12 protein-coding genes are annotated in these 15,530 nt (G+C 35.8%); 10 read left to right on the top strand and 2 right to left on the bottom strand.

All coding sequences use genetic code 11. The features are described from left to right. The first annotated feature begins 30 nt into the window (after positions 1 to 30). The 7 genes from LNP23_RS19430 (at position 31) to LNP23_RS19400 (ending at position 8,700) form a co-directional block, all read left to right on the top strand. Positions 31 to 1,971: an alpha/beta fold hydrolase gene (locus LNP23_RS19430; protein ID WP_230002487.1), complete on the top strand. Its 1,941-nt coding sequence runs from the start codon at positions 31 to 33 to the stop codon at positions 1,969 to 1,971. 73 nt (positions 1,972 to 2,044) lie between these two features. Further along, a complete protein-coding gene (locus LNP23_RS19425; RefSeq protein ID WP_230002486.1) occupies positions 2,045 to 3,415 on the top strand; it encodes an ATP-grasp domain-containing protein in 1,371 nt (456 codons plus the stop codon). Between the two features lie 26 nt (positions 3,416 to 3,441). Next, positions 3,442 to 4,092 (top strand): 4'-phosphopantetheinyl transferase family protein, encoded by a 651-nt coding sequence (locus LNP23_RS19420; RefSeq protein WP_230002485.1) that lies wholly within the window; start codon positions 3,442 to 3,444, stop codon positions 4,090 to 4,092. A 615-nt stretch (positions 4,093 to 4,707) separates the two neighbouring features. Next, positions 4,708 to 5,895 (top strand): FAD-dependent oxidoreductase, encoded by a 1,188-nt coding sequence (locus tag LNP23_RS19415; RefSeq protein ID WP_230002484.1) that lies wholly within the window; start codon positions 4,708 to 4,710, stop codon positions 5,893 to 5,895. A 12-nt stretch (positions 5,896 to 5,907) separates the two neighbouring features. Next, positions 5,908 to 7,671, top strand: a complete 1,764-nt coding sequence (locus LNP23_RS19410) for a flavin monoamine oxidase family protein (RefSeq protein ID WP_230002483.1) — start codon at positions 5,908 to 5,910, stop codon at positions 7,669 to 7,671. Between the two features lie 367 nt (positions 7,672 to 8,038). After that, positions 8,039 to 8,227 (top strand): type II toxin-antitoxin system HicA family toxin, encoded by a 189-nt coding sequence (locus tag LNP23_RS19405; RefSeq protein ID WP_047773426.1) that lies wholly within the window; start codon positions 8,039 to 8,041, stop codon positions 8,225 to 8,227. A 62-nt stretch (positions 8,228 to 8,289) separates the two neighbouring features. Continuing rightward, positions 8,290 to 8,700 (top strand): type II toxin-antitoxin system HicB family antitoxin, encoded by a 411-nt coding sequence (locus LNP23_RS19400; RefSeq protein ID WP_230002482.1) that lies wholly within the window; start codon positions 8,290 to 8,292, stop codon positions 8,698 to 8,700. A 774-nt stretch (positions 8,701 to 9,474) separates the two neighbouring features. Here LNP23_RS19400 and LNP23_RS19395 read toward each other — a convergent pair. Both LNP23_RS19395 and LNP23_RS19390 read right to left on the bottom strand, forming a co-directional pair. After that, a complete protein-coding gene (locus LNP23_RS19395) occupies positions 9,475 to 10,506 on the bottom strand; it encodes a hypothetical protein (RefSeq protein ID WP_230002481.1) in 1,032 nt (343 codons plus the stop codon). Positions 10,507 to 10,570: 64 nt separating this feature from the next. After that, complete coding sequence (locus LNP23_RS19390) at positions 10,571 to 12,103, bottom strand: sulfatase family protein (RefSeq protein WP_230002480.1); 1,533 nt, start codon at positions 12,101 to 12,103, stop codon at positions 10,571 to 10,573. A 663-nt stretch (positions 12,104 to 12,766) separates the two neighbouring features. Here LNP23_RS19390 and LNP23_RS19385 point away from each other — a divergent pair. The 3 genes from LNP23_RS19385 to LNP23_RS19375 all read left to right on the top strand — a co-directional run bounded on the left by LNP23_RS19385 (position 12,767) and on the right by LNP23_RS19375 (position 15,432). Then, positions 12,767 to 13,522: a LuxR C-terminal-related transcriptional regulator gene (locus LNP23_RS19385; RefSeq protein WP_230002479.1), complete on the top strand. Its 756-nt coding sequence runs from the start codon at positions 12,767 to 12,769 to the stop codon at positions 13,520 to 13,522. A 144-nt stretch (positions 13,523 to 13,666) separates the two neighbouring features. Further along, positions 13,667 to 13,807 (top strand): hypothetical protein, encoded by a 141-nt coding sequence (locus tag LNP23_RS19380; protein WP_230002478.1) that lies wholly within the window; start codon positions 13,667 to 13,669, stop codon positions 13,805 to 13,807. 2 nt (positions 13,808 to 13,809) lie between these two features. Continuing rightward, positions 13,810 to 15,432, top strand: a complete 1,623-nt coding sequence (locus LNP23_RS19375) for an ELWxxDGT repeat protein (protein ID WP_230002477.1) — start codon at positions 13,810 to 13,812, stop codon at positions 15,430 to 15,432. Positions 15,433 to 15,530: the final 98 nt, after the last annotated feature.

Raw genomic sequence — 15,530 nt, 5'->3', positions numbered from 1 at the left:
ATAAATAGAAAAAAATATAACATAAACATTATGAGATTAAGAAAAACAATTAGTACTATTTCTTTTTTATTTGCAATTCTGATCGGGAATTTGCAGGCGCAAAACGTGACTTTTGAGAATAGGACCGCTTTTATGCCTCAATTCAAAAAATCAGATCCCAAAAAAATCAGCTGGGGCTACCTTACTGTTCCGGAAACCTGGGGAGCAAATGATGGTAAAACCATAAAAATTGCGGTAACTGTACTAAAAAAGAATGCAACAGCAAAAGATTCGAACGCCGTAGTTTTTATACAAGGAGGCCCGGGCGCGAGTGGTATTGATAATATATGGTTATGGTTGAATCATCCTCTAAGGGAAAATAATGATATTGTATTATTTGATGTTCGTGGGACTGGCTATTCACAGCCAAGGTTGGATCAGGGACTAGGAAAGAAATTTTTAGAAATTCTGGCAAAAAACCAGTCAGAAGAAGAAGATGAAAAGCAAAAAACGAATGCTGCAATGTCCTGCAAACAAGAGCTTATCAACAGAGGAATCAACCTCGACGCTTACAACAGCCAAGCTGTAGCAAAAGACCTTCATGCCTTAAAAACAGCATTAAAGTACAAAAACTGGAATGTATACGGCGTATCATACGGAACCTACATGGCACAAGTATATGCAAACAATTTTGCCGGGGATGTAAAATCATTACTGTTAGACTCTCCGGTTTATGACATTTCGACCTATTATGTAGAGAATACTTCAAATTATATGACGAGTTTACAGAAAGTATTTAAAATCTGTAAAAGTGACAAGACCTACGATAAACAATATCCCAATTTAGAAAAAATATACTATGAAGTAATTGCCGATCTGGAGAAAAATCCGCTGACTGTGACAGTAGATAAAACATTAATCCCTTCCGGCACATTTACGTATAATGCAGAAGATTTTAAAGTAGCAGTTCAGCAAGCCCTATACAATAAAAAGTTAGTAGAAGTAATTCCGCTCTTAATTTATCAGTTTCATGAAAGAAGAGGAGAATCTTTAGGGAACCTGGTAAGTGCTTTCTCAAGTTTATTGTCGATGGATTATGGCGTGTATTATTGTGTGAGTTGTAACGAGACCCTTCCCAACAATGATTTTTTAAAATATCAGCAAAACGCATCGCAGTTTAAGGGATTAAATGGAGGAATTTCATTCTACAAATCTGATTTTAAAGTGTGTGACGCATGGAATAGTAATCGCACAGTAGCTGCAAAAAAAGACAATACGCTTTCTAACCTTGCTACTGCGACATATCCTGTGTTGGTTTTTTCAGGTGAATTTGATCCAATCACGCCACTGGATAACGGAAAAAAAGTAGCACAAAGATTCGGTAAAGCCAATTATATCGAGGCCAGAACCTATGGCCATGTTCCTAGTTTTACAAAAATTGGATACAAGGTTGTAGAAAGTTTCATCGATAATCCGAAACAAAAACTGGATCTCAATAGGTTTAAGGAAGCCGATAATGTAAAACTAGTTACAGGAATTACGATTAACAAAGGAGTTGCGAAAACCGGTAAAAGTATCGGAGAACAAGACCCTATTTTTCTATTCCCTTTAGCAACAGCTTTAGTAGTAATGTTAGCGTTTATTTTTGCCTACCTTATCAAGTTAATCAAAAAGAGATATACCACAGTTCAGGATAAGATAGTAAGGATTGGGATAACGATTACTTCTATTACCGGATTAGTACTTTTCGGATGTTTGCTTATGGCCATCACGAAAGTTTCAGAACAAAACTATTTCATTCTGGCATTTGGTCTGCCGCAAACCTTCAACTATATATTTCTGTTGGTACTGGTCTTTTTAGGGTGTCTGATTTTGACCTTGCTGTATTACATTTTAACCATTAAAAAAACTGATGCCAGAAGTGTCATTTTCTCCGTGATTTTTTCAAACATACTATTAGCAACCTATTTGCTTTATTGGGGAATACTATAAAATACAAGAGTAGGTTTTTGGACCTGTCTTAGTTCAATTAGAAGCATATACATTAAAATAAAAACACTTTTTTATGATAAAAAATACGACTGAAGAATATACAATCCTTTCCGAAAAATTTTTAGAATTTGAAGGCACTAAAGATATTCCCGCAAGAATAAATACCAACCATGAGTCCGTTCCTGATGTATTTAAAAGTTACAAATATCCGGTAAGCGGATGGCCGGTACTCATCAATAAACAAATGACACAAGAGTTAACAGCACTATCTGTAAAAATCCCAAGCCTGTTAAAACAAATTCCATCGTTGTATTTTAATGATGATATAAAAAAACTGGCAGAATTTTATTTTGCAGGAGACGAAATGATGGCAGAATTTGCCATGTTATGTCATAAAAAAGATCTTGAAATAGGCTGTAGATTAGATTTGACTTTTACAGAAGACGGGTTTAAAGTTTTAGAAGCCAATATTGGATCTTCAATAGGAGGATGGCAAATACAAAGTTTTGAATCGCTGATAAGAAATAACCATCCCGAATTAGTAAATAAAGACAAAGTTCTGGATTACAAGGGAAGGAACACCTTACAGATCTACATGAAATTCCTTATCGAACAAATCATTAAACAGCTGGGTAAACAGAGTACCATTAACCTGTTTATGGAAATGGGGGATATCGAAGATGAAGCCGAAAAAGAAGAAAGCCTGGGCTTTTTTGACAAGCTGTTTAAGGAAGAATTAGCCAATTTTGGACTAAATGGCGGTGCATATGGCGGAGATATGAATGAATTGACACTTACCAATGGGAATCTATGTTTAGGCGATAAAGTGATACACAGTTTGATCATTTTAACAATGGATATGAATGTTACGCCAGCCATATTCAGAGCTTTTATGATGGACAGGATTTATCTTCCCGACCATCTTGGACTTAGGATGCTTGGTGATAAAAGAAACTTGTTTATTTTGTTGGAATTGGCTCAGGCAGGAAAGTTTTCACCCGAAGAAAATGAACTAATACTAAAAAATATTCCGTGGACTTCGTTTATCGAAAATAAAAAAGTCATTTTCAAAGACAGAGAGCATAATCTTCCTGATTTATTGAAAACCGACAAAGATAAATTTGTGATAAAAGTAGCAAGAGGATTTCAGGGGAAGGACGTTTTTATTGGCAAATTTTCAACTGAAAAAGAATGGGAAGAAGCATTAGAATTAGCACTGCAAAATAATGCGTTTATTGCCCAGGAGTTTAGCGATTCATTAGACTTTCTAGCTCCCAACGCAGAGAACGAATGGACGTTGCATAAACTAATTTGGGGTTCATTTGGTTTTGGAGATTGTTATGGAGGTGTGTGGGTAAGAATGTCAGAAGTAAAAACAGATGTAGGGGTTATAAACTCTGCGACAGGTGCCGTTGAAGCAATTGTATTTGAGATTGCCAATTAATTATATAGATTAAATACGGATACAAAATGACGCACATTTTATACGCTTACATTTCTGAAGAGAATCACAATTATCTTATAACGAATTATCTAAATGAATTTTCGGCCGATTTTCAAAAAAAGATATTGGCTTACAGACGTTGGCAAGACAGTCAGTTGTCCCTGTTAGGAAGATTGCTTTTGCGCCATGGTCTTCAGAAAATGAGTAAAAGTTATGCCGAAGCAGAGCTGAGTTATACGCTTTACAGTAAACCATTTCTAAATGACGATACTACTAAATTTAATATATCACACTCAGGAGAAATTGTTGTTTGTGTGCTGTCGGACAGAAGCGATGTGGGAATAGACATTGAAATAATCCACGACATAGAGCTCGAAGGATTTAAATCGCAAATGACAAAAAGAGAATGGGACAATCTCTCGCTTAACGAGGATACCGAAAGTGCCTTTTTTGAGTATTGGACACAAAAAGAAGCCGTTATTAAAGCAAATGGTAAAGGGCTTTCTATTCCTTTAAAATCGTTTGAGGTAACAAACCATTATGCCAAAATAGAGGAGGAGTATTTTTTTGTGAAAGAAATTTTTCTGGACAAAAAATACAAATGCCATTTAGCCTTTAAAGATAAAATAGACGCTATCATTGTCGGCCCCAGTAGGATGCGGATTCATGATTTATAGTTACTAAAAACCACTCCAACGAGTGGTTTTTTTGTTTTTAGGATTTTGATGCGGTCTAAAAGTTAGTTAGAATAGTAAGTGTCGGATCGATTTTTTTCGCCACGAATTACACTAATTTTTACGAATTGATTATTGAGATTCTTAGCGTGAAGTTCTTGCCACTGATTAAAGGATTAAAATGATTCTACAATTCACAAAAAAATAGTGAAAATTAGTGCAATTCGTGTCCAACTTTTTCTTGTATAGCTGGAACAACACCAACAACTGCAAAAGGCCTAATTTAATAATCAGGTTGAGGTTCAAAAAACTCCATTTATAATAATAGAAAATCAGGTATTTACACGCTAAATTCAGCTTCATAAAAGTTCTATTTTTGATTTAGCATGTCTCGTTTAAACAATGCTATTCTTACAAAACAATACCCTTTAAAAAGCAGCTAATCTCAATTTTTCTAACGACAGTGACCAATTAGGCCAACTGGAACTAGTTTGACGTTTTTTTTAAACAAAGGATTTTCGAAGACTAAAGAAAGTTACCGAAAAAAAGCAGGCAACGAAAAGCAGCAATACCTGATCAATACCACAAACAACCATAAACAAATAAAATAAGCAACAAATGATTAGAGAAAACTACGACGTAATCGTCATTGGAGGAGGAGCAATAGGCTTAGCCACTGCGAATCATCTTGGTAAACGAAATGCAAAGACTTTAGTATTAGAACAATTCACCTTTGTGAATCAACTGGGGAGCTCTGCAGGAGTGTCACGCCAATTCCGAATCCCATATCCGGATGAATATATGGTACAAATGGCTTTAGATTCGCAGCCGTACTGGGATGAACTCGAAAAAGAAACTGGTAAACAGCTGCTTGACAAAGTAGGAACACTCTGGTTTGGAGACCCCACCGTACAATCTACAGAAGGGAATATTGCTGAAGCAGAAGAAGCACTAAAAGCATTAGGCGTTCCTTACACCTCGCTGACTTCAAAAGAGATAGAAGATAAATACCATTTTAAAAACTTACCGGTAAAATATAGTGGACTGTTTCAGGAAGATGGTGCCAGTATCAATTTTAAAGCAACGATAGAAGCGTATTTAGAACTGTGTGAGAAACAAGAAACGGTACACTTAGAAGAAAATTCACCCGTACTTAAAATCAATCAATTGGGAGATCTTTTTGAGATTATTACACCAAAAGGCGCTTATATCACTAAAAAACTGGCGCTAATTCCGGGGCCTTATATTAACAGTGTGATCAACTTACTGAATTTTCACATAGACGCTACGTATTGGAATATGTCTTCGGCTTATTTTAAAAAAACCGATCCGGACATTCAATACCCAACCTGGTTTGTATTTCAAAACCCGGAAGGCGAAAGCGGAAATCAGTTCTACGGTTTCCCTGAAGTCGATTGGGATCACCCCGGCTATATTCGCGTGGCACCGGATTTTGTAATGAAACCTATAGAAGAACCGAACGACAGATCGTTAATCCCAAATTCACAAGAGCTTGGATATACCTCTGATTGGGTAAAACAATACATGACCGGATTAAACGCAGAACCGGAATACACTTCAACCTGTCTTATTGCCTTGAGTAATATCCCAAACAAAGAGCTGTTGATTGATTTTGCACCAAGTTATGTACCCAATCACGAAAACATCGTATTGTACGCGACCGGATGGGCTGCGAAATTCACCCCTTTCTTAGGCAAAATTATGTCAGATCTTGCATTAGACGGATATACTGATTTTGATATCACACCTTTCCAACTAGGACACAAATTCTTTAGAGCACTTTAAAAAGATACGATCATGAATAAAAACACACCATTAAATAAAGGAATGCATCCTGATTTAAAAACTGAAGTAGCTATTATTGGTGCCGGAACTTCCGGATTATACACCGCATATCGTTTGGTAACCGACAAAAAGTATACCGCCAGTGAAGTTCAAATTTTTGATATGAACAACAAACTGGGCGGCAGATTGGAATCGGTTATTATGCCAGGAATGAATTTCTGGGGCGAGTTAGGCGGTATGCGTTACCTGACTTCTCAGGAAATTGTGACCACATTAATCGAAGGCTATCCACTTACCGAACCGGATCCTGCCAAACGTACTCCCGTTCTGAACGATAGAATGACGCCCGTTCCCTTTCCGATGGGAGATCCCGCAAAACTGTATATGTACCTTCGTAAAGAGCGTTTTAAACAAGATGCCTGGGACGTTGCTCAGGAAGCAGGTGATAAATTGATAACCCGATTTTACCTGAACGATAATGATTTGGGTTTCAGTTCAGATCAGTTGTTCAATAAAATTATTTACGATGTTTTAATAGCAGATCCTTGGGTTGCTGAAAATTACGGTGATAAAATCATTAAAGGAGATACAATTTATGATTATTCTTTCGAATTGACCAGCAGAGATTGGGATGACATAAAACCTAAATTGGTCTACAATTTCCCTAATTCTCCTTATTACAGACGTAAAGTAAATGATTTGGGTTTTTGGAACTTGATTAAAGATCAGGTTTCAGAGGAAGGATATACCTTTTTGGCGAATGCCGGAGGATATTATTCCAATACCATCAATTGGAATGGAGCAGAAGCTTTCCCGTACATGGTAGGCGATTTCTCTGCGGGAACCATTTACAAAACCATTGAAGAAGGGTACGACAGTATCGCCTATGCCTTGGCCAATTCTTATACCGATCATGAAGGGGCCACGATTTGGGCTGAAAATAAGTTGCTTACTTTTACCAAAGAACATTCTTCAAGTCAAACACACAAATACGAATTGACTTTTCTAAACCTGGAGAGCAACACCGAATGGAAAGTATATGCCAACACATTAGTGCTTGCTATGCCGAGAAAATCTTTGGAACTTCTGGATCAGAACAATTTCTTTTTTGATGTAAATGAAAATTCAGTGCTCAATGAGAATATCCGTTCTGTAATTATGGCACCCGCTTTTAAAATATTAATGGGCTTTGACTATCCGTGGTGGAAAGAATTAGGAATTGATTCCGGACATTCGATCACCGATTTGCCGATGAGACAATGTTATTATTTTGGAACAGATGCTCAAAATGATAACTCGATGTTGTTAGGAAGTTATGGAGATATGGTCACTCAGACCTTCTGGAAAGCGCTTTCCGATGACAGAATACTTTTTGAAGTTAGAGCCAACAAATCAGCATCATTAAAAGAACTGCATGAACTGGATGATGTTCAAGCTACGAAAATGATGGTAGACGAATTGATAAACCAACTTCGCGAACTCCACGGACCTGACGTAACCATACCGGATCCCTATGTAACGTATTTTAAAGACTGGACAGACGAGCCGTTTGGTGCAGGATACCATGCCTGGAAAGCCGGTTTCTCAGTAAAAAATGTAATGGAATACATGAGAAAACCGGATGTAAACGAGCAAATCCATATTTGCGGAGAGGCCTATTCAGATCAACAGGGCTGGGTAGAAGGTGCTTTCTGTGAAGCCGAAAAAATGCTACAAGAATATTTTGGACTAGATCGTCCGATTTGGTTGAGCCCTACTTATTATTTAGGCTGGTAGTTGCCGGATAAAAAAGAACAGTAATAAAGGAATAAATTTCCTAAGAATGAAAGGCCACTCAATCGAGTCGTTTTTTGCTTTTTATTGGGCTCATGATTACAAAAGTTATTTTTAATGATTCATTTATAAAATGATCAGTTGGAAAATGTCCTTAGGTTATATATTGTGGAGCGCTATTATTTCGAATGATAGAAGTGAATAATTTTTGAAAGTTATAGTTGGTTTAGATAATTAATTAAGGTTACATTGATAGTGATTGTTAAAATAAAAAATAATATAACATTTTTGTTATATAACAAAAATGTTATATATTTATCATGTAATTGCAATAACGTTTTTTTGATATGTTTTGTAATTTAATTTTAAAATGGCAACAGTAAATGAAATATTGAAATTGCTAAAAAAAGAGGGTTGGTATCTTTATAGAAGTGGTGGAAATCATGATTTATATAGACACAAAAACAAACCAAACCAAATTCCAATTCCGCGACACGGCAGCAAAGAATTGGCAAATGGTACTTTAAATAGTATTATGAAAGCTGCAGGGCTTAAGTAATCTTGTTGCTTTTGTATTTTACTGTTAGAAAGATTACATAAGAACAATTTTGAAAATTTATTATGGAAAAGAAAAACGTAACTACGGTGATAGTTGAAAAAACAAATACTGGCTTTTCGGCATACGTGAAAGAAATACCAGGATTAACTACGGTTGGCAGCAATCTATCGGAACTAAAGGAAAATTTCAATGAAGTTTTGCAATATCATGTAGATTATTTAAATGAGAAAGGGGAATCGCTAACGATTAAGGATTTCAATATCAACTATGTTGTTGATTTAGAACAAATATTTGAGTATTTTAATGTTATAAATAAATCAGCCTTTGCAGAACATTATGTTGGAATAAATCAAAGTTTATTCCGTCAATATACAAAAGGACTAGCTCCTTTATCAGGGGAAAAAATGGAGCAAATTTCAAGAGGTCTCCATAAACTAGCAGATGAAATAAGTGATTTAACGTTTGCATACTAATTAATTGTAGAACATTATTTTTCTAATTTTTTTATACTACAAACGCGCCCTCAATTGAAGTCTTTTGCTTTTAATTTTTAGAATATTACATCATTAATACAATCTGTTGGGTTTATTCGAATCAAGTTCAAAAGTTGTGGAATAATTTTTAGATTTCTTTTGTTAGAAGTAGCAGATCTTATATTTTTTCGCCACAGCTTTTTAAGTACCTAATTTTCCAACTTCTCGCTTTGACGATCTCGCAAAGACGCCAAGCCGCTAAGTTTTTCTCCTATTTTTAAGATCCAATTTTCTGTTTTCTACTTTCTAGCTTTGGATTTCTAAAAATGTTATGGAGTCTCAAAGTTTTTTTTCCGTTTTTTCATTAATACTTTGCGATTTTGCGACTCTGCGAGATTTTTACTTCCCTACAACTTTCGGACTTGATCCTCCTTTACCAGCCTATAGTTAAAAAGTAAAAAGCGATTAAGAAAAAATTACTTTTCCCTTAACCGCTTTATAACAAAAATTTAGATAAAAAGTTGTTTTCTATAACAATTCAATCACTAAAACCCATTGGGTACAATTAATTTTAGAACAAAGAAGTATAGTTAACAAAGCTTAAAAAAGACGTTTTACTAAAAAAACAAACCTAAGAACTATGTGAAAAAATTATAATTTTCTTCAAAAGTTTTAAATTGTTAGCCCAAAATCTATGTTTCTATGTGTTAAAAAAAATTAGCTAACAGTTTGATTAAAGTAAAACCTTAGTACGAGCCACTACTTAGTTTATTTCTAAACGCTAACTTTCGCAACAAAAGAAGAAACCACTTTAGTACCAGAATCATTCACGGAGGTGTAAATACCCAGAAGATTATTTCTGTACACAGTGTTAGCACTGTTAGCACTTGAATTCGGAAACTCGATATCTACCCAGTTTGCCTCTCCAAATGACCCGTTAGAATTTCTGCGAACAGAAACAAACGATGCTCCGCCACCTTCTCCATTTGCAGAGATCCAGTCAGCCGGCATATTATAGCCATTGTCTTCAGAAACGGTGATGCCTTCAAAATGAGTAATGATAGACAAAGCAGTTTCATTCTTGTAGCTGAATGTTTTCAGATTACTGATTTTTCTGGTTTTAGCATTGTAATCAACAAGAAAAGCCTGGCTCAGTTTTCCCAAGTGAAGACTGGAATACCCTCCGGCTAGTGTATAACTATCGTCACCATTATGCCAGATACCATATAAAGTATTGGTTAACGAATCAGGGAGTTTAAAATTAATACACTCTTTAGTTGTAGTATTGTACAAGAAAGCATGGCCATTTTTATCGTTTTCGACATCATAATTGCCAACCGCAATTCCGCCCATGACACTATGAACAAAAACATTATTTGTATTCCCTCCGTTCGGACTAACCTTTACCCAGGTTCCCGAGCCATCAACAGGACCTTCATAATAAAAGCCGAGATTTCCGCTTGGTGCTTTATCCGTTGAGGTTGCTGTTTTATAAGAACCAACAATTTGCACCGTTCCATTTGGACCATTATTTGGCCCGTAGCAAGAAGTATTGTTGACTACGGCTGACGGTGTACTTGGGAAATTAACAACATTCCATTTTCCATCGTTGCCACCACCCTTAAGAGGTCCTTCGTAAATCAATCCTTGAAGCGCATTATTCTGCCCCAATAAACTTCCTGAAATATAAACATTTTCAGATCCTGAAACGCCTCTTATTCCTTGTATGGTGGTTTGTCCGGTAGCCGGATTATTAAAATCGGTATAGTGTACCGTACTAACTTCCAAATTTATATTTTCTGACATAATGTATAGGTTTTTAATATTAGTATTTGATTTGTGTTTTTTATGGGGTATTCTAAAGCAGTTTTTAGTTGAACGTTGTCGTACTAAAAACATCTTTAGGCGCATTTACCCAAAGTTTTTCTACTTCAAGTTGATGCAATTGTTCTTCTAAATCTCTTCTGATTTCGCTGTAAGCAGGATCATAAGCCAAATTGGTAATTTCTAACGGATCATTGATCAGATCATACAATTCGTATTGTTTGAAAAAAGCAGTTGCAGCATCAAAGTAGTAATCGAATTTCCACTTTTCGGTTCTGATACAACGAATGCGATTCGCCGCTCTGACGATGTTCCAATTATTATTCGATCCCGCTTTGATATCGTCATAAGTAAACAAAATACTATGCTGTACCGCAGTGTTATCCTCTATAACAGGCAACAAACTGGTACCCGCAAGGCCTGTTGGTGGATTTGATACATTGGCAATGTCAATAAAAGTCGGTAAAATATCTGCCAAAGTTGCCAAGGCCATGGAGTGTTTCAGATCGCGATCTTTAAATAATATTGGATTCGAAATAACAAGCGGTATTCTCAAAGCCTCTTCGTAAGCCACAAAAGTTTTCTGACGCAAACCACCATGTGCCAGCCCCATTTCACCATGATCGGAAGTCATTGTAACAATGGCGGTATCAGCCAATTTGTGTCCATTTTCGTCCTCTTTGTATAATTCTTTAATAAAATTACCAACTTCTTTGTCAACATGACTTAACAAATTGCCGTAGAAATTAATATAATTTAGCTTTTCCTCAGGAGTTGCAATAGCGCCCAGACCAACAGCCATATTAATTAAAATCTGCTCCTGTGCCATTGGTTTTTTGTTTTCTAATAAATTTTCACCTACAGTTGCAGGAAGCCCGATTTCTCTGCTTGACCAGCTATCCGGATGATATCCTGAGGTAGCCGCCGTGTTTGGATAAGCCAAAACATCATGAGGATTTACAAGCGAAAGGATCAGGCAATACGGTTTATGATCTCCTGTTGCTCTTCTCGCTTTTACTTCTTTTAAATATTTTATTGCCTCGGCAGTATATCGGGCATCGTGGTTGGCATATCCACCTCCAAAATTAAGAGGGTTAACATCTTCACCCGCATCTGGAGCAACCCAGCCCATTGCACCATACAAGGAAAGATCTGCAGCGGTTAAATCTTCATAGTTTGTTTTAGTACCATTTGGCGCTACTCCTTTACTCATATGCCATTTGCCTCTGTATTGTACGTCATATCCATCTGCCCAAAGCACATTCATGATATTCGGCAAAGAATTATCCAGTGTTGGTTCTTGTGGCGATAGAAGACCTCCTTCTGTTAACGTTTGGCTTACACCGTGTTTAGCAGGATAGATTCCTGTAAATAAGGTTGTGCGACTGGGAGAACACATACAGGTATTGCAAAAAGCCCTGTCGAAACTAAATCCGTTTCTTTTTAGAAACGTCAGGGTAGGAAGATTTTTTTCCTCCCATCCCGGCGGGAAATGCTGTGTAGCCCGTTGTTCATCTGTAATAATAAGGATCATGTCAGGCTTTTCGCCAATTTGGGAAAGTTTTTCTTTTAAGTTCATTGTTTGTTGTTTTAATGGTTAATAAAAAAAATGTAATTCTATAAGCACAGATAGGTGACACCTATTGTTAATCAATTTGAGATCAGCAAAAAAATAAGTTGTTTTGGAATTTTCCTGAAGAATATAGGCGTGGGAGATTGGTATTGAAGGTATTCTAATTGAGCCTAATAACCATAAACAATAATTTTGTTCTTAATCTTATAACACGCATTTTAGAAAGCATCGGTTTTTTATACTTTGATAAAATAGAAGCGTTCTGTTTTTATTATTTTTAAAATAATGCAGGTAAAAAATGTCAACTTAGTAAAAATCTATTTGGTAAAATCTACTAAGTATGAAATCTGCTAGTTGTCGATATACAACGTACTACAAGCTCGTAATGTAGTGTTGGTGTGTTATTTATAAGAATAAAATTACAATAAGAAACTAGACCCACGTAACGTATAAATACCTGTTTTACAGCAGTATAATAAAAAAGAAAAACAGCTTTGGAGGCAAAACAAAAGAGAATTTGGATTGAAAAAGTAGCGTAACTGTAAAAAGTTGATTTTGAAGTTCAGCAATAGGGCATTCTGATTTTCTAATTTGAGTCTAAAAGTTTTGTTTTAACATTTTTTTATGTTAATTTGTTGAACAAATAAATGATTTAGCAAACAAATCGATATGCTTCCGGAAATAGAAAATCTACATAATGTTTGGCAGGCCAATCGAACTGCTAAAATTTCACCGGCCCACCAAATTTCTTTTAATGATCTTACCAACTCTATTATCAGTAGTGGCCCTTTTTCGTTCTATATAATTGATTTTTTCGACATGTCGCTTTCTTACATCAGTCCTTCTCTCTATGAGATGCATGGCTTTGATCCGGATACTTTAACTTTTAATGATGTATTGGGAGCAATTCATCCCGATGATATCAATTTTGTAATAAAGGCCGAAGGTTTTTTGACCCGTTTTTTTTCAGATAAAATAGATCGTAGTAAATTATTGAGTTACAAAATAAGTTATTGTCACAGAGCCAGACTTCAAAATGGGGAGTATGCTTTGTTCAATCACCAAGCCGTAATGCTGACAATGGATGACAATGGAGGTTACGGAAAATCGTTGAATATACATACGGCAATTGATCATTTAAGTACACACAATACCTACAGAATATCTTTGATCGGTCTCAACGGAGAACCCTCTTTTATGAATTTGTCTATAGACGAAGACGATCAGGAATTAAAGGAATTTTCAAAAAGAGAGATTGATATAATTAAACTAATCGCCAACGGTTTAAACAATACGGAAATTGCCGAGAAACTGTTTATTAGTCCATTAACAGTAAAAAAACACCGCACAAATATTTTGGCCAAATCAAATTGTAAAAACTCCGCGCAGCTTATTAAGAACTGCATTCTTCAAGGTATAATTTAATTTCAGATTATGAAAAATACTCCAAAAGGAGTATTTTTTTTGCTTTTGTTAAGCTTTAATTTTGATGATGTAATGATGCTGTTTTTTCTGTCTGGAATAGGAAAATCTAAAATGAAATCAAACAATTAAGCTAAAAACCAAGAGATGAAAAAAAACTACTTTTTACTTCCTTATTTTAAACGTACAGTATTTATAAGCTGTATTCCGATGGTATGTGAACCTGCTATTCAAAATGTAATAGAGGATGACAAAAGAGATAAATACAGATCAATCTTAAAATTTTAAAAATGAAAAAGATATTGATTCTTATTCTTTTGTTGGGTTTCGCAAAAGTAAATGCTCAGGAACTTATACTGGATATAAGAGAAGGTTATGAAAGTTCAGGGCCGGGTAATTTTTGCAGTAACAATGGATTGCTTTTTTTTACGGCTATGGACGGAAATGTATATGGCGAATGTGAACTTTGGAAAACCGATGGAACCGTTGAAGGTACAGTAATGGTAAAAGATATCAATCCGACCGCCGGAGCGATCAGAGCCAATAATAGCTTGGTGGCCATGAATGGTTTTGTGTATTTTCCAGCCAATGACGGTGTTCATGGTTTAGAATTATGGAAAAGTGACGGCTCCGCAGCAGGAACAGTATTGGTAAAAGACATTCAAGCCGGACCAGCCGGATACGGTATTTGGAATTTATGTGTAATGAATAATGTGCTGTATTTTAGTGCAGATGATGCTGTTCACGGCAGAGAATTATGGAAAAGCGATGGTACAGCCGCAGGAACTGTAATGGTAAAAGATGTTCTTCCGGGAGAGTATAACGGTTTTTTTGATACACAAAGTGAATTCGGAATACTGGATGATTTTCTATATTTTAATGCCAGAGATGCAACCAATGTTACCTCACAATTATGGAAAACAAATGGTACAGAACAAGGAACAACAAAGGTCAGTAACATTTTAGTTGAAAAGAATAAAAAGTTGAAAGTATTCAATGGCAAAATTTATTTTAGTGGTTGTGAAAATTGCGAACTTACAGGGGAAGAATTATGTGTAAGCGACGGAACAGAATCAGGAACAAAACTACTAAAAGATGTAAATACAAGTTTTAGTGGCAAAGGCAGATCGGCTCCGACAATGTTAATAGAATACGATGGAAATTTGTTTTTTACCGCCACAGACAATGTTTATGGGAATGAATTATGGAAAACGGATGGTACAGAAGCAGGAACAAAATTGCTAAAAGATATCTATTCCGGTTCAGGAAGCTCTTTTCCAAACAATTTGAAAGTATATAATAATTCGGTTTATTTTTTTGCATATAGCAATGAAGGAAGGACGCTGTTCTGGAAAACGGATGGTACTGAAGAAGGAACAAAAGCATTAACTACCAGTGCAACAAGTTTCAGTAGCTCACTCGCAGTCTTTAAGAACAAGCTATATTTAGGAGCAAGCGACGGTATTGTAGGAACAGAACTATGGGAAAGCGACGGTACTTCGGCAGGAACCAGGCTATTGAAAGACATTCAGCCGGCAGGGATAACTGTAGGAGCCTCTTCTTATCCGGAGGGATTTTACAACCATGACAATAAAATGCTGTATTTTTTAGCAGATAATGGTAGAACAGGAAAAGAATTATGGAGATTAGACGGGACAAATCTTAAGGTAGCTTCCTTTGAAACGGCTAAAATTTCAATTTTCCCAAATCCTTCCTCCTCAATACTAAATGTACAATTGATAAATAATGAGGAAGTTAACAAGATAACAATAACCGATTTATCAGGTAGAAAAGTAAAAGAAGAAAAAGGAAACCACACTAAAATTAATATCGAGAATTTACCAAGTGGAATATATATATTAGATGTTTATACAGGGAATTCAAAAGTTTCTAATAAATTCATTAAAAAGTAAAGGCAAACTTGTCTAGCCTAAACCAGTCAAGTACCATTTAAAAGGACAAAAAAAGAAGGAGTTTTTTATCTAAATTCGACAAAGTAGCCGTCTCTTTT

Origin of the sequence: Flavobacterium cupriresistens (assembly GCF_020911925.1) — a bacterium.
GTDB lineage: Bacteria > Bacteroidota > Bacteroidia > Flavobacteriales > Flavobacteriaceae > Flavobacterium > Flavobacterium cupriresistens.
Note: the sequence above shows the minus strand (reverse complement) of the source record. Positions and strands in the feature narration are given on the sequence as shown.